This is a genomic window from Sphingorhabdus sp., from assembly GCF_044239665.1.
In the GTDB taxonomy this organism is placed as follows: Bacteria; Pseudomonadota; Alphaproteobacteria; order Sphingomonadales; family Sphingomonadaceae; genus Sphingorhabdus_B.
Genome location: NZ_JBIIBA010000018.1, coordinates 19328 through 43776 on the forward strand (window position 1 = coordinate 19328; position 24449 = coordinate 43776).

General features: G+C 55.2%; 18 protein-coding genes. 12 read left to right on the plus strand and 6 right to left on the minus strand.

Going from position 1 to position 24449, the window contains the following annotated elements:
• Positions 1 to 136 precede the first annotated feature (136 nt).
• The 6 genes from ACILP3_RS07045 (at position 137) to ACILP3_RS07070 (ending at position 7060) form a co-directional block, all read left to right on the plus strand.
• Positions 137 to 391 (plus strand): hypothetical protein, encoded by a 255-nt coding sequence (locus ACILP3_RS07045; protein ID WP_395615946.1) that lies wholly within the window; start codon positions 137 to 139, stop codon positions 389 to 391.
• Between the two features lie 112 nt (positions 392 to 503).
• Entirely contained in the window at positions 504 to 803 is a 300-nt protein-coding gene (locus ACILP3_RS07050; RefSeq protein WP_395615947.1) for a DUF1153 domain-containing protein, read from the plus strand.
• 278 nt (positions 804 to 1081) lie between these two features.
• Positions 1082 to 2257, plus strand: coding sequence for an efflux RND transporter periplasmic adaptor subunit (locus tag ACILP3_RS07055; RefSeq protein ID WP_395615948.1), 1176 nt, complete (start codon positions 1082 to 1084; stop codon positions 2255 to 2257).
• 27 nt (positions 2258 to 2284) lie between these two features.
• Positions 2285 to 5428, plus strand: a complete 3144-nt coding sequence (locus ACILP3_RS07060) for an efflux RND transporter permease subunit (RefSeq protein WP_395615949.1) — start codon at positions 2285 to 2287, stop codon at positions 5426 to 5428.
• Position 5429: 1 nt separating this feature from the next.
• Positions 5430 to 5783 (plus strand): hypothetical protein, encoded by a 354-nt coding sequence (locus ACILP3_RS07065; protein WP_395615950.1) that lies wholly within the window; start codon positions 5430 to 5432, stop codon positions 5781 to 5783.
• A gap of 68 nt (positions 5784 to 5851) precedes the next feature.
• Positions 5852 to 7060, plus strand: a complete 1209-nt coding sequence (locus ACILP3_RS07070) for a DUF445 domain-containing protein (protein ID WP_395615964.1) — start codon at positions 5852 to 5854, stop codon at positions 7058 to 7060.
• On the opposite strand, the gene ACILP3_RS07075 is transcribed toward ACILP3_RS07070, so the two are convergent.
• From ACILP3_RS07075 to ACILP3_RS07085, 3 genes are all read right to left on the minus strand, one after another.
• Positions 7057 to 7737, minus strand: a complete 681-nt coding sequence (locus tag ACILP3_RS07075) for a purine phosphorylase (protein ID WP_395615951.1) — start codon at positions 7735 to 7737, stop codon at positions 7057 to 7059. The genes ACILP3_RS07070 and ACILP3_RS07075 overlap by 4 nt on opposite strands.
• A 119-nt stretch (positions 7738 to 7856) precedes the next feature.
• The gene (locus tag ACILP3_RS07080; RefSeq protein WP_395615952.1) at positions 7857 to 8690 is read right to left on the minus strand and encodes an alpha/beta fold hydrolase; all 834 of its coding nucleotides are present in this window, start codon (positions 8688 to 8690) and stop codon (positions 7857 to 7859) included.
• An 81-nt stretch (positions 8691 to 8771) separates the two neighbouring features.
• Positions 8772 to 10529 carry an alpha/beta fold hydrolase gene (locus ACILP3_RS07085; protein ID WP_395615953.1) on the minus strand — a complete coding sequence of 586 codons (1758 nt, stop codon included), beginning with the start codon at positions 10527 to 10529 and terminating at the stop codon, positions 8772 to 8774.
• A 313-nt stretch (positions 10530 to 10842) separates the two neighbouring features.
• Here ACILP3_RS07085 and ACILP3_RS07090 point away from each other — a divergent pair, with 313 nt between their 5' ends.
• The 3 genes from ACILP3_RS07090 to ACILP3_RS07100 all read left to right on the plus strand — a co-directional run bounded on the left by ACILP3_RS07090 (position 10843) and on the right by ACILP3_RS07100 (position 13635).
• Positions 10843 to 11961, plus strand: a complete 1119-nt coding sequence (locus ACILP3_RS07090; protein WP_395615954.1) for a serine hydrolase — start codon at positions 10843 to 10845, stop codon at positions 11959 to 11961.
• Between the two features lie 188 nt (positions 11962 to 12149).
• On the plus strand, positions 12150 to 12887 hold the full coding sequence (locus ACILP3_RS07095) for a response regulator transcription factor (RefSeq protein ID WP_395615955.1): 738 nt from the start codon (positions 12150 to 12152) through the stop codon (positions 12885 to 12887).
• A 43-nt stretch (positions 12888 to 12930) separates the two neighbouring features.
• On the plus strand, positions 12931 to 13635 hold the full coding sequence (locus tag ACILP3_RS07100) for a hypothetical protein (protein WP_395615956.1): 705 nt from the start codon (positions 12931 to 12933) through the stop codon (positions 13633 to 13635).
• A 43-nt stretch (positions 13636 to 13678) separates the two neighbouring features.
• Here ACILP3_RS07100 and ACILP3_RS07105 read toward each other — a convergent pair whose 3' ends face one another.
• The gene (locus ACILP3_RS07105; RefSeq protein WP_395615957.1) at positions 13679 to 15544 is read right to left on the minus strand and encodes an ABC-F family ATP-binding cassette domain-containing protein; all 1866 of its coding nucleotides are present in this window, start codon (positions 15542 to 15544) and stop codon (positions 13679 to 13681) included.
• Between the two features lie 283 nt (positions 15545 to 15827).
• Between ACILP3_RS07105 and ACILP3_RS07110 the strand changes: the two genes are divergently transcribed.
• Both ACILP3_RS07110 and ACILP3_RS07115 read left to right on the plus strand, forming a co-directional pair.
• Positions 15828 to 16178 carry a type II toxin-antitoxin system RelE/ParE family toxin gene (locus ACILP3_RS07110; RefSeq protein ID WP_395615958.1) on the plus strand — a complete coding sequence of 117 codons (351 nt, stop codon included), beginning with the start codon at positions 15828 to 15830 and terminating at the stop codon, positions 16176 to 16178.
• Positions 16175 to 16468: a helix-turn-helix domain-containing protein gene (locus ACILP3_RS07115; RefSeq protein ID WP_395615959.1), complete on the plus strand. Its 294-nt coding sequence runs from the start codon at positions 16175 to 16177 to the stop codon at positions 16466 to 16468. Before ACILP3_RS07110 ends, ACILP3_RS07115 begins: the two co-directional genes overlap by 4 nt.
• 232 nt (positions 16469 to 16700) lie before the next feature.
• Here ACILP3_RS07115 and lepA read toward each other — a convergent pair whose 3' ends face one another.
• Both lepA and ACILP3_RS07125 read right to left on the minus strand, forming a co-directional pair.
• Positions 16701 to 18518 (minus strand): translation elongation factor 4, encoded by a 1818-nt coding sequence (lepA, locus tag ACILP3_RS07120; RefSeq protein WP_395615960.1) that lies wholly within the window; start codon positions 18516 to 18518, stop codon positions 16701 to 16703.
• Positions 18519 to 18687: 169 nt separating this feature from the next.
• Positions 18688 to 19593, minus strand: coding sequence for an HNH endonuclease (locus ACILP3_RS07125; protein ID WP_395615961.1), 906 nt, complete (start codon positions 19591 to 19593; stop codon positions 18688 to 18690).
• Positions 19594 to 20275: 682 nt separating this feature from the next.
• Here ACILP3_RS07125 and rpoB point away from each other — a divergent pair.
• Positions 20276 to 24433 (plus strand): DNA-directed RNA polymerase subunit beta, encoded by a 4158-nt coding sequence (gene rpoB, locus ACILP3_RS07130; protein WP_395615962.1) that lies wholly within the window; start codon positions 20276 to 20278, stop codon positions 24431 to 24433.
• The last annotated feature ends 16 nt before the right edge of the window (positions 24434 to 24449 follow it).

The following is a 24449-nucleotide window of genomic DNA, read 5'->3' on the forward strand; positions in this document are numbered from 1 at the left end:
GCCAGTTTTCTAAAGGGTTTCCAAGGACCGTTCCATGGGTCCTCCAGATCATAAGCGGAAGCGGGTTAATCTGCCTTAACAAGGATTGAACAGCGTCTTTACCACATGTTAAAATTTACCCAGCTAAGCCTGTTGCATGGAAATGATCTTTCTCCATCACGCGCAGCGTACACATGCAGAGACCGCAGCGGACAATGCCCTAAGCGTGCTCGACGCGGCGCGTGCGCGGCAGACGAATAGTCCGACCATGCGTAGTTTGCGTCGTGCCCAAAATGCCAACATTACCATTAGCGATCATCTGGCTGCGCGCATTCTTTGCTTCGCTGCAGAACCAAACACGCAAATAACAGCACGGGGGCCTTTCTGGCAAAAAGCGGAGATCGAAAAATGAATGAACAAGCTGTTTACCAATCCGCTTCATTCAATATCAAAAACCCAATGCTATTTCCTAACGGAACAGGAAAAACATTCACCTTTGTGGGGCATGGAGCAGAAAAAAAGTCATGATTGAAAATCAAAAATTCCGTCCGTCGCAAGTCATTGGTCCCTTGGGTGAACCACTCACGCTCGACAGCCTGCCACCGCCTGGCACGACCCGTTGGGTTGTGCGCCGCAAGGCGGAGGTCGTGGCTGCTGTCAATGGCGGGCTATTGTCCATTAACGACGTATGTGAACGCTATTGCCTAACGCTTGAGGAATTCGCATCATGGCAGCGCGCGGTCGACCGATCGGGCATGCCCGGCCTGCGCGTAACCCGCATCCAGCATTATCGTGGCCTATATGAACGGCAGCAAAAATACTGATGAAAACGTCGCGTCGGTAAAATATTCTCTTTGCCATTTTGTAAAAAGCCACGCAGTCGGCTCTGCGTGGCTTTTCTGTATGTTGTTTGTCGAAACATATGAGGCATCAGTCTGTATTGTTGCGCACCGGCATTGGCGATACTCTATGTGCGTTCAAAGCGTTTAACCCGCGCACCTTCTGCAGCTTGCGGACAGTGACTTATTAGGGTGATACAGCCATATTATGAACAAATTGGGGGCCTATGCCCTTGCTGAAGCTATTATTTGGAAAATCCGGTATGAATTACGAAACTACGATGAGCGCCACGATAAATGGTGAAATTCTGCAGGATAACCGTGATCGGAACCAGCGTCGGATTCGCATTGCAGGCATCATCTTGGCTATTCTGATTATAGCGGGGGCCGCTTATTATTTCTTCGGTGGCGGCAATAGCGCACCCACCGATGCGGATAAGGCTGGCCAAGCCCAGACCGTGACCGTCGTCGCTCCGGGCCGTGATAGCGTGATGCGCGCGATTAACGCGACCGGCACATTGGCCGCACGCCGCGAAATTCCCGTTGGCGTCGTTGGCGAAGGCGGACGCGTCCTTCAGGTGTATGTCGACGCAGGCGATTGGGTAACGCAAGGCCAGGTCTTGGTAAGCGTTGACCGTTCGGTACAAACACAGCAGGCCGCCGCGCTTGAGGCGCAGACCGGTGTCGCCCGCGCTGACCTGCAGCTTGCCCAAAACGAACTCGACCGCGCGATGCAGTTGGTTGATCGGGGCTTTATTTCCAAGGCAGACATGGATCGCAAGACCGCGACGCGTGACGCCGCCCGTGCACGGGTCAATGTCGCCAACGCACAGCTTGCCGAAACCCGTGCCCGCAATGCGCGGCTGGACGTCCGTGCGCCGGTGTCTGGATATGTGCTGGAACGCAATGTGGAGACTGGACAGACGGTGTCCGCAGGCAGCGGCATATTGTTCCGCATCGCCAAGGATGGCCAGTTGGAACTGCAAGCAAAGCTGAGCGAAGATGATCTCGCGCAAATCGCCGTCGGCATTCCTGCATCCGTAACCCCTGTTGGCGTTGATCGCGTATTTAACGGCAATATCTGGCAAATTTCGCCGATGATAGACGCGCAAAGCCGTCAGGGTATGGCGCGTATTGCCTTACCATTTGACCCGGCATTGCGCCCCGGTGGATTTGCTTCTGTTGAAATCAAATCCGGCGCAATGACCGCGCCGGTCCTGCCTGAATCCGCTGTTCAAACCGGCCGCGAAGGCAGCTTTGTGTATATCGTCGGCAAAAATAACAAGGCCCAGCAACGCTTAGTGAAGCTTGGACCAGTGACCGCCAATGGCTTGATTATTGAAGAGGGCTTGGACGGCACCGAACGCGTCGTTCTATATGCGGGCGGTTTCCTCAACCCGGACGAAACGATCAATCCCAAACTGTTGAAAAAACAGTAAGTCGTTGGGCCATTCGGGATATACATCATGAATTTTAACAACATTTCTGCATGGTCCATCCGCAATCCGGTGGTGCCGATCGTCTTGTTCGTCGCACTCACCCTTGCCGGAATCATGTCGTTCCGGAATATGGAAGTGCAGAATGAACCTGATATTGAATTCCCCTTGGTTGTCGTTTCGATTTCGCAACCCGGTGCTGCGCCAACCGAAATCACCACCCAGATAACGCAAAAGGTCGAATCCGCGATCCGCAGTGTGCAGGGCGTCCGCAATATCAATGCAACCTCGACTGAGGGCAACACCACGGTCAGCGTCGAATTCGAAATTGGCGATGATATTAACGCGGCGGTCAGCGAAGTGAAAAATGCCGTCGACCAAATCCGCAGCGACCTGCCCGATGGCATATTGGAGCCGCAGATTTTCAAGGTTGCTACATCCAGCGAACCAATCGCCTATTTCGCGGTCGAAGCCAGCGACATGACGTTGGAACAATTGAGCTGGTTCGTGGACGATAGTGTTGCGCGCCGTTTGCTCTCCGTCGAAGGCATGGCATCGGTTAGCCGCAATGGCGGCGTCAACCGCGAAATCCGCGTCGTGCTTGACCCTGCGAAGATGCAGTCACTGGGTGTGAGTGCGAGCCAGATTAACGCGGTCCTGCGCCAACAAAATGTCAACGCTTCGGGCGGCCAATCGCAAATTGCTGGATCACGCCAATCGGTCCGCGTGCTTGGCAACGCCACCGACGCCTTCGCGCTGAGCCAGACACAGATTAGCCTTGGCGGTGGACGCTCTATCAAACTGGCGGATGTGGCCGATATCAGTGATGGTTTTAGCGAGCAAAAAGCCATGGCCTTTGCGGGCGGCAAACAAGTCGTAACCTTCGCCATGTCGCGCGCCAAGGGTGCTTCCGACGTCACGGTCTTCGACGATGCGATGGTCAAAATCGGGGAAATTGAAAAAGAAAATCCCGGCGTAAAATTCATCACATTGTTCAACAGTGTCGATTACACCAAGGGCCAGTATAAAAGTTCCATGGCCGCGATGATAGAAGGCGCGGTGCTTGCCATCGTGGTCGTGTTCTTGTTCCTGCGCGATTGGCGGGCAACGATTATTTCGGCGATTGCCATTCCCTTGTCGGCCATTCCGACTTTCTGGTTTTTGGACCTTTTGGGCTTCACGCTGAACACCATGTCGCTGTTGGCGCTTGGCCTTGTGGCCGGGGTCTTGGTTGATGACGCCATTGTGGAAATTGAAAATATCGTCCGGCATATGCGGATGGGCAAATCCGCCTATCAGGCATCGATTGATGCCGCCGATGAGATCGGCCTTGCGGTGGTTGCCACCACATTTTCAATTGTTGCGGTGTTTTTGCCCGTTGCCCTGATGCCCGGCGTCGCCGGACAATTTTTCAAGAATTTCGGGTTCACGGTCGTTGGGTCGGTGCTGATGAGCTTGGCCGTCGCGCGTATGGTCACCCCAATGATTGCCGCTTATTTCCTGAAAGCCGACGGTATGGCCGACCATGGCGAGGCGGGCTGGATCAACAGATATATGAAAATCCTGCGCTGGTCGCTTGGCCATCGCCGTTGGATGATGGGCATTGGCGCAGTGGCGCTCGTGCTCACGGTTGCATTTCTTTTTGTCCTACCAAAGCAATTCTTTCCCGATGGCAATACCGATTTCAGCCGTATTCGGATCGAAATGGTTCCCGGAACCACGTTAGAGCGCACCCGTGAGATTAGCAGCGAGGCCGCCGCAATCGTCGAGCAGCAGCCCGAAGTAAGAACAGCATTGCAAAGCGTGCGCGAAGGCGGCGCCAGCATTTTCATCACCTTGCACAAGGACCGCGACCGGACCAGTCAGGAGTTTGAAGAAGATCTGACGCCTTTACTCACCAAAATCGCGGACGCACGCGTGACCTTTCAGGCCAATGGCCCGGACGGCGGCGGCGGCGGTTCTGGGCGTGACGTTTCCGTCATGCTGTCAGGATCAGACCCCGAAATGCTTGACCGGACAGCCGCAACTTTAGTCGAACAGATGAAGTCTCTGCCCGAATTGCGCGCGCCGCGTATTTCCGCAGATTTGCAGCGCCCCGAATTGATCATAAAACCGCGCAACGACCTTGCGTCACAACTTGGCGTATCGACTGTGGCACTTAGCCAGACAATCCGTGTGGCGACGCTGGGCGATATTGACCAGAATAGCGCAAAATTCTCGTTGTCGGATCGTCAAATACCGATCCGCGTGATGCTCGCCAAAGAATCGCGGGAGAATTTGGATGTTATCCGCAACCTGCCCGTCCCCTTGGCGACTGGCGGATCTGTCCCACTGTCCCGCGTGGCGGATATCAGCTTTGGCGCTGGCCCAACGTCGGTTCAGCGTCGCAACCAAAATTTCCGTATCTTCATCGGTGCGGATTTTGCGCCGGGCATCGTGTCGTCTGAGGCGGATAAGAAAATAAACAAGCTTCCGATCATGGAAAATCTGCCCACTGGCGTGTCCCGCGCGCCTTTCGGGGCCCAAGAATGGCAGCAAGAAATGCAGGAGGATTTCCAGGTCGCCTTGGTTTCCGGAACCTTGTTGGTGTTTGCAGTGCTGGTGCTTTTGTACCATCGTTTCATGTCGCCTTTGGTCAACATGGGATCATTGTTGCTTGCGCCTTTGGGCGGTTTGATGGCGCTTGCCTTGGTTGGCCAGCCAATATCGATGCCAGTCCTCATCGGTATCTTGATGCTCTTTGGCATCGTCGCGAAAAACTCGATTTTGTTAATCGACTTTGCGATTGAGGAAATGGCGCGCGGCGTGCCGAAGTTCGAAGCGATTATGGAGGCTGGGCATAAACGTGCACAGCCGATCGTCATGACCACCGTTGCCATGACCGCCGGTATGGTCCCCACCGCTTTGTCCTTGGGCGGTGACGGCCAATGGCGCTCGCCCATGGGCACGGTCGTGATCGGTGGACTTATCGTCTCGACCTTGCTGACGTTGCTCATCGTCCCTGCTGGTTTCAGCCTGGCCGACGGCTTTGAAAAACGTGTTGGACCTTGGCTGCGCACGCGATTGCTGACCTATGACCCCGACAAGCATGGCGAGAATATCGCCGAGCCAACCAAGCCGACCGACAACACAACCGGCAAAGGCGACTTGGGCGGTCTTCAACCAGCCGAGTGAAATGGTGGCAACGCCACCACAAAAGCGCGTCATCCTGAACACGTTTCAGGATGAAGCATCACCGTCGCTCCGTACATTCGTCATCCTGAACTTGTTTCAGGATGAAGCACCACCGTCGCTCCCTACATTCGTCATCCTGAACTTGTTTCAGGATGAAGCACCACCGTCGCTCCCTACATTCGTCATCCTGAACTTGTTTCAGGATAACGCACCACCGTCGCCTGTTATCCTGAAACAAGTTCAGGATGACGATATCATAGGAGACGGTACGCTGAACTACATTCAGCATGACGATCTGTTGGGATTGTTAGATGGGTGGCGTTTTTTACACATGCCGTTAAGGTTAGCCGCGTGAAAGATGTCAACCAACTGGGTCAGTCGGAAAAAGCGCGCTATGCGGCGCGGGATGCCGAGCTGCGGCAGATGCGGATTATCGCAACTGGGTTGTTGTTGTGCATGGCGGCCCTGTTCGTTTTCGGCAAATATATGGAAACCCGTTATGAGGGCTATTGGGGCTTTTTAAGGGCCTTTGCCGAAGCGGGGATGGTTGGTGGCTTGGCCGACTGGTTTGCCGTCACAGCGCTCTTCAGGCACCCTTTGGGCATACCCATTCCGCACACGGCGATCATTCCGAATAATAAGGAGCGGCTTGGTCGCACATTGGCCAGCTTTCTTCGGACAAATTTCCTGACCACTAAGGTCGTGGCCCGCCGCGTGCAGCGTATGGATGTGGCAGGTGCGATGGGCAAGTTTCTAAGCGCCCCATCGGGCGGCGAAGGCCGGATGCGCATGGGGGCATCGCGGCTGATGGGGGATATCATTGCCGCGCTCGACGATGAACGATTGGGCGGCATCGCCAAAGGTGCAATTCGCAAACAACTCGATAAGCTCGACATCGCGCCTTTGCTGGGCCAACTGCTGACGGCGATGATCCGTGAGCGGCGGCATATTCCGGTGCTCGACAGCATCATCAAATGGGCCTCGGCAACGTTGGAGGCCAATGAACATCTCATCCGCGAAATGGTGGAGGAACGCGCCAACACCCTCATGCGTTGGACGGGCCTTGATGACAAATTGGCCAATGCCATCGTCAACGGCCTTAACAAATTGCTCCACGACATGGCCGAAGACCCCGACCATCCTTTGCGCGAAAAGGGCGAAGAGGGGCTCGCCAAGCTGGCCCATGATCTACGTCATGATAAGGAACTGCAAGCCAAGGTCGCGCATTGGAAGGGCCAATTGTTGGAAAACCCCGCAATGGGCAAATGGATCAACAGCCTATGGGACCAAGGGCGCGATGGCCTGTTAAAAGCGGCGCGTAACCCCGATGCCGCCTTGGCCGGCAGCTTTGGTGATGCGCTCATCAAGCTGGGCGGCAATTTGCAGGCCGACACAAAGCTGAAACACCAAATCAACCGCTTCGCCCGCCGCGCCATTGTCGGCACGACCGAAAATTACGGCGATAACATCGTCCGGCTTGTCTCCGACACCGTTTCCCGCTGGGACGCATCCACAATCACCGACCGCGTCGAAAATGCCGTGGGCAGCGACTTGCAATTCATCCGCATCAACGGCACTTTGGTGGGAGGCTTGGCGGGGATCATCATCCACGCCGTCGGCCTGTTGATTTAACCGCGCGGCAAGTCCGAAATCATCCGTTCGGTGGCGTCTGCGGCCAAGCGGGCAGCGCGCTTCAGATTGGCCTGAAAATCGCCCGCGCTGTCGCCATTGGCATCATCGCTGGTCGCCTTGATCGCGGCCCATGGCACGTCCATGCGCGCGGCGGCTTGTGCGACGGCGGCGGTTTCCATGTCGACGATATCGCCGCTGAGCGCCTGATGCAGCCTTTGGCCATGGTCCGCGCTTTCGACAAAACAATCGCTGGTGATGATACGCACCTTGGGCAAGCCAGTGTCGGGCATGACCGCAGCGCGAAAAGGTTCGGCATGCGCCTCCCCTATGGGCCAGGCCCCTGCCCTGTAATGCACAAAGCCATCGGCGCGCGAGGCGCCATAGTCGCCCTGCACGGCCTCGACGATTTGGAAGCAACTCCCCTCTCGCCCGTTCAGCTTTCCAGCGGTCCCAACAACCAGCAGCAAGTCGGCTTGATAATGCTCCACCAGCATCATGGCTGCCATCGCGGCGTTCACTTTGCCAATGCCGCTACAGGTGATGACGATGTTGCGGCCTGCAAAAGGCACCTGCCGCACCATGAAGCCGTGCAGCGCCTCGCTACTGGCGCTCTGGCCGGGAAACAATGCCGCTGCTTCGGCATCTACGCCAGTTATAATTCCAACAGTTTTGAACATAAGCAGCCAGCCTTTTATGCGAACACAAACGCCAGTCTAACCTGTGAATAGCGTAATTATGATGACAATTTTTGACGCTTCGCAGAAAAACCCCTGATTTATCTTCAACAGTCAATGGCTTAGGCCGCTTTACGTAACGTATCCGCATTGCGATCCAGAAAGGCGCGGATCGCCGATATGCTTTGCTCAACATGGCTTAACAGGAACAAATGCCCGCCATTTTCGACCACGAACAATTCGCTGTTCGGGATAAGGAAGTTCAAAAACTTGCCATTGGCCAGCGGCACAATCTGGTCATCATCGCCCATCATGATCAGCGTTTCGGTTTTCATAAACGGCAGGAACGGCGCACTGGTCCAACCCATCATCGCCATCAATTGATAGAAATATCCGGTTTTCGACGGCGGCGTAATGCGGCCAATATGCTCCGACTTATTGCCGACCATCCCGCCATATAGCGTCTTGAAATGCTTCGCCATGAAATCAGGGTCGATATAGCGGCGCGGGTCCGCCATTTTGACGAGCGCAGCCGGATTGCCGGGGACCATCAACATGCCCGCACTGGTCGCGGCCAAGATAAGCTTATTGGTGCGCGCTCCATTTTGCAGCGCAAATTGCTGCGCCATCGCCCCGCCCCAGCTTACGCCCATGACGTCGACAAGTGGCATGTCGAACCGATCCAGCAACAGCGCCGCAATCCGGGCCATCAGGATCGCGTTATAGGGCACCACAGGGTCAGGCGATCCCCCGATACCGGGCATGTCAAAAGTGATGAAGTCGCGGTCATCGAGCAATTCGGCCATCGGCGCCATCGCCTCAATATTCGCGCCAATGCCGTTGAAGAACAATATCGGCGGCTTCGTCGTCGCCTTGCGCGCCCGCCAAACCGCCACCCGCAATGTGCGACCGTCAACGGTCTCCATGCTAAACTTGGGCGCGCGGTTTTTGGTCATATGCATTCCTTTGGCCCTGTTTTGGGCTGGTGTTAAAGCTTAACCGAAAGGTTAGGTGGCGCAAGCCAATTTCTATCCCCCTCACTCCAAAACGTACAGCCCCGGCGCGGCTTCCATGGCTGGGTGCTTTTTGCTCCCCTGCGTTTTCGGCGCGGCAATCTCGGCACCTGACCGTGCGTGCAGCCATTGCATCCAATGTGGCCACCAGCTTCCGGCGACTTCTTCGCTGGCTTTCATCCATTCGGTGACATCGGCGGGCGCCTTGCTGTTGCTATGCTTCCAATATTTCGCCTTGGGGTTGCCCGGCGGGTTCAGGATCGCTTGCATATGCCCTGCTTGGCTCAGGATGAATTCGACATTTTTGCTGCCGAACAATTGCGTTGAGCGATAGCATGCGCGCCATGGCGTGATATGGTCGGTGGTTCCGCCCAGAACGAACAGGTCACCCGTCACCTTGGTCAGGTCAAGGCTGTGCCCCGCAATGTCGAACGTCCCGGGCTTAGCATAAGCATTGGCCTCAAACAGCTCCAAGAAATCCCCCATCAATGCCGATGACAGGTTGGTCGCATCGGCATTCCAGAATAGGATATCAAAGGCAGGTGGATCATCCCCAAGCAGATAATTGTTGATGACATAATTCCAGATCAGGTCATTCGGCCGCAACCATGCAAAGCCGCGGGCAAGGCTGCTGCCCTCAATCACGCCTTTCTTCGCGGCGCGTTGGCGGGCCAGCGCGATGCCATTGTGCGACACAAGGCTCGACGCCTCAGTATCACCGGGCTTGGGTTCCAACACGCATACCATCATGGTGACCGCATTGGCGCGGGTGTCGCCCATTGATGCCAGTTTGGAGAGCAAGACCGACATGGTCTGCCCGCCCGAACAGCCGCCCGAAATATTGACCTTGTCGCTGCCGGTAATTTCACACACCACATCCAACGCCTTGATGCAGCTTTCAATATATTCGGCCATGCCCCACACGCCCATGTCATCGGTGGGGTTCCGCCAGGAAATCATGAATGGCTGAATGCCATGGTCGGTCTGCCATTTGATGATCGATTTTTCAGGGGACAGATCATTGATATACATTTTGTTGATCTGCGGCGGGATGGTCAGTTGCGGCGTTGCGAACACCTTGTCGGTCGTCGGCGCATATTGAATGAGTTCAAAACGTTCGTCGCGATAGACAACCGCGCCCTTTGCCGTTGCGACATTCTCGCCAAGCTTGAACGGCTTTTTGTTCACTTGGCTCACCATCATGTCATTGTGAACCATGTCATTATAGGCGTTTTTCAAGCCCTTCACGAGGCTAAGCCCGCCCGAATCCACCAGCCGCTTTTGCGCGGTTGGGTTCCCAATCAGGGTGTTGGTCGGTGACATCGCATCAATGATGATTTGCGAAATGAAGTTTGCACGGTCGCGTTCGAGCGCGTCGAGTTCCAAATCCTCAATATAGCTTTTAACGCCCTTTTGCACCGCGAGATAATATTGCGCCCCCGCCTTAAAAAACGGGTTGAACGTCCATGCCGGGTCCATGAAGCGCTTATCCTTGGGGTCGGGCGCAAGGTCGGATTTTCCAGTCATGATTTTCACGACATCTTCCGAAAAGTTGGTCGTTGCCTGCCACGCCTTATCGGGATTACTCGCGGTCTGGCGCAACATCAGGCCAATCGCGCCAATAAAATCCTCCCGCGCCAATCCGGCCAGCGGACCCAGCGCCATGGTGGCGTCATTGGCGGCGTCAAAAGCGCCTGCGATGCCTGAAAACGGCGCGCCTTTCTTTTGCGATTTCTTTTTGCCAGCCTTCGCGCTGCCAGCGGTGTCCGACTTGCTCGCCATAGTCCCCTCCTCTTTTCCCATCGCAAAGATTGCACGACATGCGACCTGCGTCAAACACTCCGCACAATGTTAACAATTGCAAATAAACATCTCAAAACTGGAGACAAGCCGCTGCGACGCTTAACACGCAGGACAGGCTGCAATTGCGGGCGGGCCTTGGCGAGGTCAAATGGCCTTGTCAGAGTTAAAACCGGAGGACAGATGTCCGAAAATGGCGTCTTCTTGTCGGAATTGGCTTCTGCACCTGCAGCGCCTATACATCTGTTGGGGCGCGCGCAAAGCCAGCCGCCCTTGCACAACCAAAAGTCGGATCATGCGTAGTTTTTTCAACATAGTCGCCTTTACCCGCACGCTCTCTTACGCCCTCGGCATCGCCGCATGTGCGACCATAACGACGGCATATGCGGCTGAAACGACACAGGCTACCGACCAAATTATGGCAGCCGACGAAAAGCTAAAAACGGATATTGATAGCTATTGGAAGAAATTCCCTGGTCGCGCAGGCATCGCCATCTACACACCCTTTTCCGACGAGATTATCGGCAAGCGTCAGACCGAGCGTTTTCCGCAACAAAGCGTGTCCAAAATGTGGGTCGCACTGACGATTTTGGAACAAGAGGCTGCGGGTAAATTATCGTTGGAAAAACGCATTCGTGTCACCCGAGATGACATTGTTGTATTCAGCCAGCCATTGAAAAACTATCTCAACGGGCAGGAATCGTTCGATATGCCGTTACGCGAGTTGCTCGTGCATTCTATCCATGCCAGCGACAATCTCGCCAATAACGTCCTTTTGCGCGTTGCCGGAGGCCCGCAAGCGATCAACCAAATGCTTGACCGCCGCAAAGTGCAATCCATTCGCTTTGGTCCCGGCGAAGTTCTGCTGCAAAGCGCAATTGCCGGGCTGGAGTGGCAAGCCGACTTGCGAAAAGGCAACGCATTTAAGGCCCAACGTTCACGCATCCCGATGTCGAAAAGGACGGCTGCGCTTGACGCTTATCTTGAAACGCCGCTCGACGGCGCGGCCCCCGGCACAATAGCGTTGGTGTTGAAGCGTTTTAGCGAACGCGATGCCAATGACCCGGGCGCTAAGTTGCTGAAGTTGATGGCTGGCACCTATACGGGGAGATCCCGTCTGCGGTCCGGCCTCGGCCCGGGCTGGCGCCTCGCGCATAAAACAGGAACCGGGCAAGTATTGGGTCCGATAGCAACGGCCATCAACGATGTGGGCGTGATGCGCGCGCCCGATGGTTGCGTGTATCCGGTGGCGGTGATGATTGCGGAAACGAGCGCCGGTATGGGAGCGGCAAATGCTTTGATGCAAAATGTGGCACGCGCCGTCACGCGCCACCACGAGCGCGTTCATCCAAAAGCGAAAGCCGCTGAGGCAAAGCCCAAGCCAAAACCGATCACCAAGGTGACGAAAAACTGAGACTTATCGGCATAACAGCCCCGCTCCCGTCCTTCTCAGCGGATTTTTCGCCCCAGCATTAACGCCAAACGTGTCCGATATGTTGCAACAGTAAACATTAATTTACATTAGTTCACATAAAAAATGTTACAAATGTAAACGAATGGCCTAGAACGTTCGGCATAGAGAAGTCGAATGAGGGTTAAATTGTGAGCAGCTATCATATCGCCGTCGTCGAGGACGACACCGTATTTGCAGCCGAACTCGAAGAATTTTTGGGCGGCTTGGGTTACAGCGTCGCAAGCTATAACTCGGCGCAGAAATTCCTGACAGCCGTGCGCCAAAAAGAATGCGACCTCTTGCTCGCCGACTGGTCTGTTCCAGACATGACCGGTATTGAAGTGATAGAATATATCCGCAAATTCCATCCGGATATGCCCTCCATAATGCTCACCGCACGCAATGACCGCCGTGACGTGATCCGAGGGCTTCAGGCAGGCGCTGACGATTTTGTGTCAAAGCCAGTTGACCCAGAAATATTGTCTTTGCGGATTAAGTCTGTTTTGCGCCGTTATAATGGTGATGTGCGGACGCGGCCGGAATCCGTAGTGCTGGGGCCATATCTTTTACGTCCATCAACATCGACGGTGTATTTCGACAACGAAGCCATCATCTTGCCGAAGCGGGAATTCGATATGGCGATGCTGTTTTTCAGTAATCCCAACCGATTATTATCGCGCCAATATCTCGCGGCAACCTTATGGGGCAAGGTTGTCGACTATCAGTCGCGGACCATTGATACGCATGTCGCACGGCTCCGCAAGAACCTGAAACTGGACCCGACATTAGGCATTAGCTTAAATGCCCTATATGGTTTCGGTTATACTTTGCAGGCCGATCCGCATGCTATGAACGCGGCAAAAGAGCCGCTTGCTATGTCAGCATAATTCGGATTATGATCATATTATAATTTTATGAAATCAGGCCCTTATGCCGAATGCACCAGAGCAATATTCTTTGCTCGGCACAACCGATGACGTTGCATCATCGGCGGCGTCGATCATAGCATCGCGGCCAGTCTTCGATCTGCGCAACAGCCAGATTGCGGCCTATGAATATATAGCCTGCGATCCTGATAGCTTTTTGCCTAACAAGAATATTTTGTCCGTGGCTGATCTCCAATATATTTTGGAAATGGGCAAGTCATTGTCCCTGCCGGAAATTTTCTTATCGGTTCCGACCGATGTTTTTGTGGAAATAGACCACTCGGACAAAATCGCATGGACGCTGCGGTCGTTGCTGTCGCAAGGCACCGTGGTCAGCATATTGTTATCGGCAACAGATGACATTGCCACGGCCCATAGCATCGGGAGCGCCATGCAGAATTGGCGCAGGATCGGCTGTAGCGTTGGCATGGATGGTTTTGGATATGCTGCCGTCCCCGCGCTGTGGCCGTTGGTCCACAATGTCGATGTCATACGCTTTGACCCGCGCTTAATTGGCATGGTCCGCGCCAATGTCATCCCGGCTTTGCCAGCGCAAAAGCTGGTCCAGCTCGTGGCGGCGATGAAAATATCGCGCATCATCTTGGACGGCTGCCTTTCGCGCGATGATGCCCTGATGTTTCAAGAGGCGGGCGCGACTTATGGCCAAGGGCCGGCATTTGGGGAATTCAGCCTCACCCAACCGCATTAAGGCGCGTTAAGGCGCAAGGCTGTGGGGTGATGGAAAGGGCGACCTAAGCCTTTTCCAACGCCTCGCTCGCGGTAACCCAGCGGGCTTCCGCCGCCTCTTGCGCCGCCACAATCTTGCCCCGACGCTGCGACAATTCGCCCATCGTCAGATTCTGATATTCATTTGATGCCGACGCCGGGTCGAACATCGCCCGGTCAATCGCGCTTAACACGACCTCCAGCTTCGCAAGGTCTGCCTCAGCATCGTTCACATCCCGCTTGAGCTTCGCTTGCGCCTCACGCGCGGCGGCTTGGGCTTTTTTGTCGTCCTTGCGATCGGCCTTGGACATTTTCTCCTTGGCGGGCCCCTTGCCCAGGATGAAGTCGGTATAATCCTCAATCGTGCCGGAAAATTCGGTCGCAGTCCCGCCGTCAACCAGCACCAGCCGGTCCGCCGTCAGCTCCAGCATATGGCGGTCATGGCTGACCAGCACCACTGTGCCGTCATATTCGTTCAACGCCTGCACCAATGCCTCACGCGCATCGACGTCCAAATGGTTCGTCGGCTCATCGAGGATCAGCATGTGCGGCGCATCGCGCGTAATCAGCGCCAGCGCCAGCCGCGCGCGTTCACCGCCTGATAGCTTGCCGACCTTCGTCGTCGCCTTTGCCCCGGAAAAGCCGAACCGCCCCAATTGCGCGCGCACCGCGCCGGGGCTCGCGCCCTTCATCTGCTGCGTCATATGCTCCAACGGGGTATCGTCGCCGTCCAGTTCCTCCACCTGATATTGCGTGAAATAGCCAACGCGCATCTTGCCCGACGCGCTCATTTGCCCCTCCATCGGCGTCAGTTGCGCCGCGAGCAAGCGCGCCAGCGTCGTCTTGCCATTGCCGTTGCGGCCCAGCAAAGCGATCCGGTCATCGGGGTCAATCCGCAGGTTCAACCGCTGCAATATCGGATTGCCCTCAGTATAGCCCACACTCGCCAGATCCAAAGTCACCAATGGCGGTTTCAATTCATCGGGGCTTGGAAAGTCAAAGCTTAACGTCGGGTCTTCGGCCATCGCGGCAATCGGCTGCATCCGCGCCAGCGCCTTGGCGCGGCTCTGCGCCTGCTTTGCGGTCGACGCCCGCGCCGAGTTACGCGCGACATAATCCTGCAGCTTGGCACGTTGCGCGTCTTGGCTCGCCTTGGCTGCCGCCAGTTGCGCGGCGCGTTCGGCACGTTGCCGCTCGAACGAGTCATAGCCGCCCGAATACAACGTCACCTGACCATTATCCAAATGCAGGATATGGTCGACAACATTGTTCAGCAAATCGCGTTCATGGCTGATCACCACCATCATCGCGGGATAGCCTTTGAGGAAATTTTCCAGCCACAAGGTCGCTTCCAAATCCAAATGGTTTGAGGGTTCATCGAGCAACAGCAAATCCGGCTGCGAAAACAATAAGGACGCCAACGCCACGCGCATTTTCCAACCACCGGAGAAGCTGTCGAGAGGCCGCCCCTGCATATCCTCGTCAAAGCCAAGGCCGACCAAAATCCGCGAGGCCCGCGCGGGCGCGGTATAGGCGTCAATCGCTATCAGCCGTTCATGCACTTCGGCCATGCGGTCGGGGTCAAGCCCCTCTTGCTCGCTTTCGGCCATCAACGCCGCGCGTTCGGTATCCGCCGCCAGCACCGTTTCAAACGGCGTAGAATCGCCCGCAGGCGCCTCTTGCGCGATATAGCCGATGCGCGTGCCCTTGGGCATGTCGAGGCTGCCGTCATCCGCCTCCAGCGAACCAATCATCACCTTCATCAATGTCGACTTACCCGCACCATTGCGCCCGATCAGGCCGATACGGCTGTAAGGAGGCAAGGCCGCCGTGGCGCGGTCAAGGATAGTGCGTCCGCCAAGGCGCACGGTGATACCGTTCAGATTAAGCATGCTGGGCCGCCTAGCAGACCAAGCGCGCCCTGTCAGTCAGAGAATTGGGGTTTATGTGGGGCGAATGCAGATGAGGGAAATCATCGTCGCCTCAGTGCAGGTTTGGGGCCTACACCGCCTGTCGTCAAAGCACGGATTTGGTAAAAAGCGACCAAGCTGAACGCAAATGGCAGGAGGCGGTTGCGGGGGAGAAAAGTTGGGTGCGTTTCTAAATCCCAAAAGATACGGCATTGCCGTATTTTACTATTGACCATTATTACGGCATTGCCGTATAAATATGTCTATGGATGAAGCGCCAATCCACACAGTGGTCGAAACCAAGGCTTTTACGGCACGGGCAAAGAAGCTTGGTCTATCCACCGATGAACTAGCATTGATTTATGACACCTATGCCACAACCCTGGATTATGGGAAGGTCATACGCAATACTGGCGGCCTGCGCAAAGGGCGGGTCGCGAAGGACTATGGCGGGAAAAGCGGTGGATACCGTGTGTTCAGCTTTTTTGCCGACCACAACAACCCGGCGTTCCTGCTCTGGCTGCTAGACAAGACGGACGAGGATACGCTGACCGACGAGCAAGAAAAGATGTTCAAGACACTGACGATGATATTGAAGAAGGAATTGCGAACATGAAGGATGAAGATTTCAAAGGCATCGTTGCCGGGTTGAAGGATGCCATCGCCTTTGCACAGGGCGATGCGACGAAGGGTCGCGTTGTTGCAGGACCCGACGTAAAGGCCATCCGCGTCAAGACCAAATTGAGTCAAGTGAAGTTCGCCAACAAGCTGCGCGTGCCCGTCGCCACCGTGCGCGATTGGGAACAGCACCGCCGCTCCCCCGATGCACCAGCGCGGACGTTGCTGGGTATGGTGGATGCCGATCCTAAGGCGGCGCTGGCTTTGATTGAAAAGGGGACGGGGTGAGTTTAGGGGTTTTCGTGCCAGTCGCCGTAATTCCGAGGAATTAAGTGCACTGTCACCGTAATTCCCGTAATTCCAAGTGATAGCGTCGGTTGTCCTTGCTTTTGCGTTAGTTGTTTCGTTTATCAAAAAACCAGCGAAGAGCTAGAAATTCAGGAAGGACGGTTAAATGCCGTCCTTCCAACTCAGAATAAGTTTTGGCGGGATATTTGTTTCAAAGCGGAGGCTAGGCCCTCTACTCCTCCCCCATCCGCAACGCGGCAATAAACGCTTCCTGCGGGATGCTCACATTCCCGTACTCGCGCATCCGCGCCTTGCCCTTTTTCTGCTTTTCCAGCAGCTTTTTCTTGCGGCTGATGTCGCCGCCATAGCATTTCGCCGTGACGTCCTTGCGCATCGCGGCGATGGTTTCGCGGGCGATGACTTTGCCGCCGATGGCCGCTTGCACGGGGATTTTGAACAAATGGCGCGGGATTAGGTCTTTTAGGCGTTCGCACATGCCACGGCCGCGCGATTCTGCGGTGCCACGGTGGACGATCATGCTCAACGCGTCGACCGCGTCGCCATTGACCATGATGCTCATCTTCACAAGGTCGCCTTCGCGATGGCCGATCTGGTGATAATCGAACGAGGCATAGCCACGGCTGATGCTCTTTAGCCGGTCGTAAAAGTCGAACACGACCTCATTCAACGGCAATTCATAGACGATCTGCGCGCGGCCACCGACATAGGTCAGCTGCTTTTGAATGCCGCGCCGGTCTTGGCACAATTTCAGGATAGAGCCGAGATATTCATCGGGGCAGTAAATCGTCGCCTGTATCCATGGCTCCTGAATTTCGTCGATGCGGTTGACGTCGGGCATGTCGGCGGGGTTATGCAACTCCATGCTGCGCGCATCTTCGGTTTTGCTGCGGCTCAGCTCCAACTTATACACCACCGACGGCGCGGTGGTGATAAGGTCGAGGTCAAATTCGCGCGTTAGGCGTTCCTGAATGATCTCCAAATGGAGCAACCCCAAAAAGCCGCAGCGAAAGCCAAAGCCCAAGGCGGCGCTGCTTTCGGTTTCGAAGCTGAATGATGCGTCGTTGAGGCGCAGCTTGCTGATGCTTTCGCGCAGTTTTTCAAAGTCGGCGGCGTCGGTCGGGAACAGGCCGCAGAACACCACGGGCTGCACTTCTTTGAAGCCGGGGAGTGCTTCGGCGGCGGGGCGCTTGGCATCGGTAATGGTGTCGCCAACGCGGGTTTGTGCGACTTCCTTAATCTGCGCGGTGATGATGCCAACTTCGCCCGCGGCGATTTCGGGCAGGATTTCAAGCTTTGGCCGCATACAGCCGACGCGGTCGACCAAATGCTTTGTGCCGGCGGCCATGAACTGAATTTCCTGACCTTTTTTGATTGCGCCATCAATGACGCGGATCAGGATGACGACGCCCAAATAAGGGTCGTACCAGCTGTCGACCAACATCGCCTTTAACGGCGCGTTGCGGTCGCCCTTTGGCGGGGGAATGCGCGTGACAACCGCCTCAAGCACTTCGTCGATGCCGATGCCGGATTTGGCACTGGTCAGGACGGCGTCGTCGGCGGGTAAACCGATAATGTCCTCAATCTCGGCCTTGACCTTGTCCACCTCTGCGGCGGGCAAATCGATCTTGTTGATGACGGGGACGATTTCATGGTCATGCTCAATCGATTGATAGACATTGGCGAGCGTTTGCGCCTCCACCCCTTGCGCGGCGTCCACGACGAGCAACGCGCCTTCACATGCGGCAAGGCTGCGGCTGACTTCATAGGCGAAGTCGACATGGCCCGGCGTATCCATCAGGTTCAACTGATAGGTGATGCCGTCCTTCGCGGTATAATCCAGGCGTACGGTTTGCGCCTTAATGGTGATGCCGCGCTCTTTCTCGATGTCCATATTATCAAGGACTTGGCTCGTCATTTCGCGCGCCGTAAGTCCGCCGGTTTGTTGGATTAACCGGTCGGCCAGAGTCGACTTCCCATGATCAATGTGGGCGATGATCGAAAAATTGCGGATGAGAGAGAGTTCAGTCATGCAGCCGCCCCTAGCAGGGCCGCCCCGCCCCTTCAAGCATGGCGGAAAGGCGGTAGGGGGTATTGTGAGATGGGGTGCGCGATTTAATGATTTCTGTTTCTGATCCCTAAACCTATTAAGTGTGCGTAGTTCGTGTCCAGCAAAGCTGCTCAATGTCAGCTTTTCAATGTCAGCTTTTAAAACAATTCTGCCTATGCCACTCCAAAAACCTTGGATGAATTCGCAAAGTTGGATGATGCGGCAAGTCCGCCTTTCGGCTTGGATTAACTAAATTCCAGACACGGTCCGGGTCGTTCACCTGCCTTGAAACGAGGATATCCAGATCATCCGATAAGCTAACCAGACCTCGGTCGAACATCCAGTGAACCGTTCCCGAGAGCGCGATGCCGTTGGCCACGATGTCGGGACCGTTTACTTCGACAGGTTTTATATGGGCGGCCTCAACTTCGGCACGCCCGCCACCGTTGATGAACTTAAATCCGGTAATCGCGCATCTGCAATCATACGCATCAAGCACAATTTTTCGGAAGACCCGATCACGAACAAGGCGGTTGCTGATCGAACTTATTCGTTCCCGCTCTTGGTCAAAGATGAACGGCGCTACTGTTTCACTGAAATGGCTTTCGACGACCTTTGGATCGGGCGTGTCTGTCCTTGGCAGCATATCGTCCACATCCGGAATTTCGCGTTCCAAAATCCGATTAAAGTCTTCTAGAGAGATTGGCCGGACCGCTGCTTGAGCCCTGCCGGAAATCTTGCCAGCTTCGTTGAGTAAACCGCGCTCAACTAAACCATCATGATCATTGAACGGAACGGGATACTCCATCGGCAAGTATGAACCTGGATCAATTAGAGCGAGATACATATTTGCAATGGTCGGGTCTGGAACGATTTTCTCGACCCTTGCAATGGCAAAATAGCCCCTTTTCCCGGCTTTGACCGGCTCATAATAAACGACCCAGTCTCCAACAAATTGACTTGCTCTGGAGAGATACTGGCTTGGGAATTGATACCGTTCTTCGGGCCGATCATCGTAAATGGAGTCAGCGCGGTGCAGAAATACGCCTTTAGCCAAAGTTCAGGTCCTATCCATCAATGCGCGGATTTCGCGCGTAAGCAAGACGTATCGTTAGCCGAAGTAAACGGCAACTACTCTATCGTATCTTGGCCTAGTCATCCTGAACTTGTTTCAGGATCTTAATTATTATCTTCCACGTCGAAAGTAAGATCCTGAAACAAGTTCAGGATGACGCGTTGGGGGCAAGCAGCCGCAGGATGACGTCCTCGGGTCGTTTGGGCATAACCGAACGCCCCTTGAAATGTAGGATTTGCCCTGCGAACATCGGCGCGGTCATCGATAACCGCCCCTCTGGCTGATCGGGCTGCGCACAACAGCCGCCTCAAACGTTAAAGCGACAAAGGCGACAATCATTTCATCGTCGCAGGTGTCTTTTGTATCATTAAGGGCCAAATCCAGCCCTCTCGCGGGTGCTGCGCCGCCGCGAATTTGCCTGTGACGGCCTCAGGTCAGGCTTGACCCTTGGGAAACCGCGGCCTATACGATCCCCAACTCCCAACCCATCGGGAATGGCCTTGTCGTCGCGCAACTTGGCTAACGCATTGATGGATATGGGTTTTCACATACGCGAAACGGCTGCACGGCAGGGCTCGATTTTTCGGGGCATTGCTATGCGGCCCTTTCTTGTCTGTGGAATGGCACGCCGCGACTGACATTTCTAACTGAGGCAAAGCACCTTATGGCATCCCGTCCCGCTCCTGCGACCCTGTCGCGTCAAAAGCGTATCCGCAAAATCTTCGGTAACATCCACGAAGTTATCGACATGCCCAACCTCATTGAGGTTCAGCGCGAGAGCTATGAACAGTTCCTGCGTTCTGACCCGTCAATTGGCTATGTCTCCGGCCTTGAAAAGACGCTGCGCAGCGTTTTTCCGGTTAAGGATTTTGCCGGCACTTCGGAACTCGACTTCGTGCATTACGAATTGGAAGATCCGAAATTTGACGTCGAAGAATGCCGTCAGCGCGGAATTACGTATGCGGCGCAGATGAAGGTGACGTTGCGCCTGATCGTGTTTGAAGTTGACCCCGACACCGAAGCGCGCTCGGTCCTCGATATTAAGGAGCAGGACGTGTATATGGGCGACATGCCGCTCATGACGCATAACGGCACCTTCTTCATCAATGGTACAGAGCGCGTTATCGTCAGCCAAATGCACCGTTCGCCGGGCGTGTTGTTTGACCATGACCGTGGCAAAACACACAGCAGCGGCAAATATCTGTTTGCAGCGCGGGTTATTCCTTACCGTGGTTCGTGGCTCGACTTTGAATTTGATGCCAAAGATATCGTCAACGTCCGTATCGACCGTAAGCGCAAATTGCCGGTCACGACCTTGCTGTATTCGCTCGGTTTGAACGACGAAGAAATTTTGGCCCATTTCTATGACTTTGTGACATTTGAACGTGGCAAGGGCGGATGGAAGATTCCGTTCAACGCGGAACAATGGCGCGCGTCGAAACCAATGTTCGACATTGTCGATGCCAATACAGGCGAAGTTGTGTTCCCTGCGGGCACCAAAGTTACGCCACGCGCGGCCAATAAGGCGGTGAAGGATGGCCTGACCAGCTTGCTGATCCCGACCGAAGAAATTTTCGGCCGTTATTCGGCGTACGACCTGATCGATGAGAAGACGGGCCGTATTTATGTCGAAGCGGGTGACGAAATCACCGCCGAAAATCTGGATGCGCTGGACAAGGCCGGGATTGACAGCATTCAGTTGCTCGACATCGACCATGTCATCACCGGCGCTTGGATGCGCAATACGTTGAAGGCCGACAAGGCCGAAAACCGCGACATGGCGCTCGACGCCATTTACCGCGTCATGCGTCCCGGCGAGCCGCCCACGCGCGAAACCGCAGAAGCCCTGTTCGCTGGCTTGTTCTTCGATGCTGACCGCTATGACCTGAGCGCCGTTGGCCGCGTAAAGTTGAACATGCGTTTGAACTTGGACGTGGAAGACACGCTGACGACCTTGCGCACCGAAGATATTCTTGCGGTGGTCAAGGAATTGGTCAACCTGAAGGATGGCAAGGGCGAAATCGACGATATCGATAACCTTGGCAACCGTCGTGTCCGTTCGGTCGGCGAATTGCTGGAAAACCAGTATCGCGTTGGCTTGCTTCGTATGGAGCGTGCGGTGAAGGAGCGGATGAGCTCAGTTGACGTATCGACCGTGATGCCAAACGACCTGATTAACGCAAAGCCAGCAGTTGCCGCCGTGCGTGAATTCTTTGGTTCGTCGCAATTGTCGCAGTTTATGGATCAGACCAACCCGCTTTCGGAAGTCACCCACAAGCGCCGCGTTTCGGCACTTGGACCAGGTGGTCTAACGCGGGAGCGTGCAGGCTTTGAAGTCCGCGACGTACACCCAACGCATTATGGCCGTATCTGCCCGATTGAAACGCCGGAAGGCCCGAACATCGGTTTGATCAACTCGCTCGCCAGCTTTAGCCGCGTGAACAAATATGGCTTTATTGAAACGCCCTATCGCAAGGTCGTGGATAACAAGGTCACGGACGATGTTGTGTATCTCTCCGCCATGGAAGAGCAAAAGAACACCATCGCGCAGGCGAACGCTGAATTGAACGCCGATGGTAGCTTTGCCGAAGACCTGATTTCGTCGCGTGAAGCAGGCGAATTCCTGATGGCACCGCGTGACCAGATCACCTTGATGGACGTCTCGCCAAAGCAGCTTGTTTCGGTTGCGGCATCGCTCATTCCGTTCCTGGAAAATGATGACGCAAACCGCGCATTGATGGGATCGAACATGCAACGTCAGGCGGTGCCTCTGCTGCGTGCAGAAGCGCCATTTGTCGGCACAGGCATGGAAGAGACCGTCGCCCGTGACTCCGGCGCTGCCATTGGCGCGCGCCGCGCAGGTATTGTCGACCAAGTCGATGCAACCCGTATCGTTGTGCGTGTTACTGGCGATGTGGAACCCGGCAAATCGGGCGTCGATATCTATACGCTGCAAAAGTTCCAGCGTTCGAACCAGAACACCTGCATCAACCAAAAGCCATTGGTGAAGGTTGGTGACGTGATTGAGGCCGGCGACATCATTGCCGACGGTCCGTCGACTGAACTGGGCGAACTCGCATTGGGCAAGAACAGCCTCGTCGCGTTCATGCCTTGGAACGGGTATAATTACGAAGATTCGATCCTGATCTCCGAACGTATCGTGAAGGATGATGTGTTTACATCGGTCCATATCGAAGAATTCGAAGTGATGGCCCGCGATACCAAGCTTGGACCAGAAGATATCACCCGCGATATTCCAAACGTAGGTGAAGACGCGCTCCGCAGCCTTGATGAAGCTGGCATTGTCTACATCGGCGCAGAGGTGCACCCAGGTGACATTCTCGTCGGTAAGATCACGCCAAAGGGCGAAAGCCCAATGACGCCAGAAGAAAAGCTGCTGCGCGCCATCTTCGGTGAAAAGGCTAGCGACGTGCGCGACACCTCGCTGCGTCTATCGCCAGGTGTTGCCGGTACGGTCGTTGAAGTCCGCGTCTTTAACCGGCACGGCATCGACAAAGACGAGCGCGCCATGGCGATTGAACGTGAAGAAATCGAGCGTCTTGCGAAGGACCGCGAGGACGAACGTTCGATTTTGAACCGTGCGACCTACAACCGCTTGAAAGACATGCTCATTGGCCAGACTGCAGCCGCAGCGCCAAAGGGCATCAAGAAGGGCGATGTAATCACTGAGGAAAATCTTGGTGAAGTCGAGCGTTACGAATGGTGGAAAATTGCCGTTGCCGACGACAAGGTCCAAGGCGATCTTGAAGCGGTCAAGGTGCAGTATGACGACGCCGTCAAGTTGATCGTCGAAAAGTTCGAAGATCGTCGTGAGAAGCTGGAGCGTGGCGATGAGCTGGCGCCGGGCGTTCTCAAGATGGTTAAGGTCTTCGTCGCTGTGAAGCGCAAGCTGCAACCCGGTGACAAGATGGCCGGACGCCACGGGAACAAGGGTGTTATTTCGCGGATTCTTCCGCAAGAAGACATGCCGTTCCTCGCCGACGGTACGCCTGTCGACATCGTGCTCAACCCATTGGGTGTGCCGTCACGTATGAACGTGGGTCAGATTTTCGAAACCCATCTTGGTTGGGCCGCACGTGGTCTGGGCATGCAAATTGGTGAAGCGTTGGAAGAGTGGCGCCACGCAAACCCGAACCCAGAAGCAGCGGCACCGCCCGCAGTGGTGCGGGAACGTCTGGCGAAGGCTTATGGCGCAGAATATGCCGACGAGATCAAGAACCGCAGCGATGCGGACATCATTGAACTTGCCGGCAATGTCATCACTGGCGTGCCCATGGGCACACCTGTGTTCGACGGCGCACGTGAAGCCGACGTAACGTCCATGCTTCAACTTGCTGGACTTGATGGTTCGGGTCAGTCTGACCTGTTTGACGGACGCACCGGCGACAAGTTCGACCGTAAGGTAACTGTCGGCATCATCTACATGTTGAAACTGCATCACCTTGTTGATGACAAGATTCACGCCCGTTCAATCGGACCGTACAGCCTTGTCACGCAGCAACCATTGGGTGGTAAGGCACAGTTTGGTGGTCAGCGTTTCGGAGAAATGGAATGCTGGGCGCTTCAAGCTTATGGTGCCGCTTACACCTTGCAGGAAATGCTCACGGTCAAATCAGATGACGTGATCGGTCGTACCAAGGTTTACGAAGCCATCGTCAAGGGTGACGACAGCTTTGAAGCCGGTATCCCCGAAAGCTTCAACGTTCTGGTCAAGGAAATGCGTTCATTGGGTCTCAATGTAGAGCTGAAAGCGCATGATTTGATCGAAGGTGACGAGGGCTTTGCCGAAGCAGCGGAATAAAGCAGAGATGGGCGGA

What these genes read in the sequence shown, in the direction of transcription:
- ACILP3_RS07045 (WP_395615946.1), top strand. Translation starts at nt 137, where the DNA reads ATGGAAATGATCTTTCTCCATCACGCGCAGCGTACACATGCAGAGACC.
- ACILP3_RS07050 (WP_395615947.1), top strand. Translation starts at nt 504, where the DNA reads ATGATTGAAAATCAAAAATTCCGTCCGTCGCAAGTCATTGGTCCCTTG.
- ACILP3_RS07055 (WP_395615948.1), top strand. Translation starts at nt 1,082, where the DNA reads ATGAATTACGAAACTACGATGAGCGCCACGATAAATGGTGAAATTCTG.
- ACILP3_RS07060 (WP_395615949.1), top strand. Translation starts at nt 2,285, where the DNA reads ATGAATTTTAACAACATTTCTGCATGGTCCATCCGCAATCCGGTGGTG.
- ACILP3_RS07065 (WP_395615950.1), top strand. Translation starts at nt 5,430, where the DNA reads ATGGTGGCAACGCCACCACAAAAGCGCGTCATCCTGAACACGTTTCAG.
- ACILP3_RS07070 (WP_395615964.1), top strand. Translation starts at nt 5,852, where the DNA reads ATGCGGATTATCGCAACTGGGTTGTTGTTGTGCATGGCGGCCCTGTTC.
- ACILP3_RS07075 (WP_395615951.1), bottom strand. Translation starts at nt 7,737, where the DNA reads ATGTTCAAAACTGTTGGAATTATAACTGGCGTAGATGCCGAAGCAGCG.
- ACILP3_RS07080 (WP_395615952.1), bottom strand. Translation starts at nt 8,690, where the DNA reads ATGACCAAAAACCGCGCGCCCAAGTTTAGCATGGAGACCGTTGACGGT.
- ACILP3_RS07085 (WP_395615953.1), bottom strand. Translation starts at nt 10,529, where the DNA reads ATGGCGAGCAAGTCGGACACCGCTGGCAGCGCGAAGGCTGGCAAAAAG.
- ACILP3_RS07090 (WP_395615954.1), top strand. Translation starts at nt 10,843, where the DNA reads ATGCGTAGTTTTTTCAACATAGTCGCCTTTACCCGCACGCTCTCTTAC.
- ACILP3_RS07100 (WP_395615956.1), top strand. Translation starts at nt 12,931, where the DNA reads ATGCCGAATGCACCAGAGCAATATTCTTTGCTCGGCACAACCGATGAC.
- ACILP3_RS07105 (WP_395615957.1), bottom strand. Translation starts at nt 15,544, where the DNA reads ATGCTTAATCTGAACGGTATCACCGTGCGCCTTGGCGGACGCACTATC.
- ACILP3_RS07110 (WP_395615958.1), top strand. Translation starts at nt 15,828, where the DNA reads ATGGATGAAGCGCCAATCCACACAGTGGTCGAAACCAAGGCTTTTACG.
- ACILP3_RS07115 (WP_395615959.1), top strand. Translation starts at nt 16,175, where the DNA reads ATGAAGGATGAAGATTTCAAAGGCATCGTTGCCGGGTTGAAGGATGCC.
- lepA (WP_395615960.1), bottom strand. Translation starts at nt 18,518, where the DNA reads ATGACTGAACTCTCTCTCATCCGCAATTTTTCGATCATCGCCCACATT.
- rpoB (WP_395615962.1), top strand. Translation starts at nt 20,276, where the DNA reads ATGGCATCCCGTCCCGCTCCTGCGACCCTGTCGCGTCAAAAGCGTATC.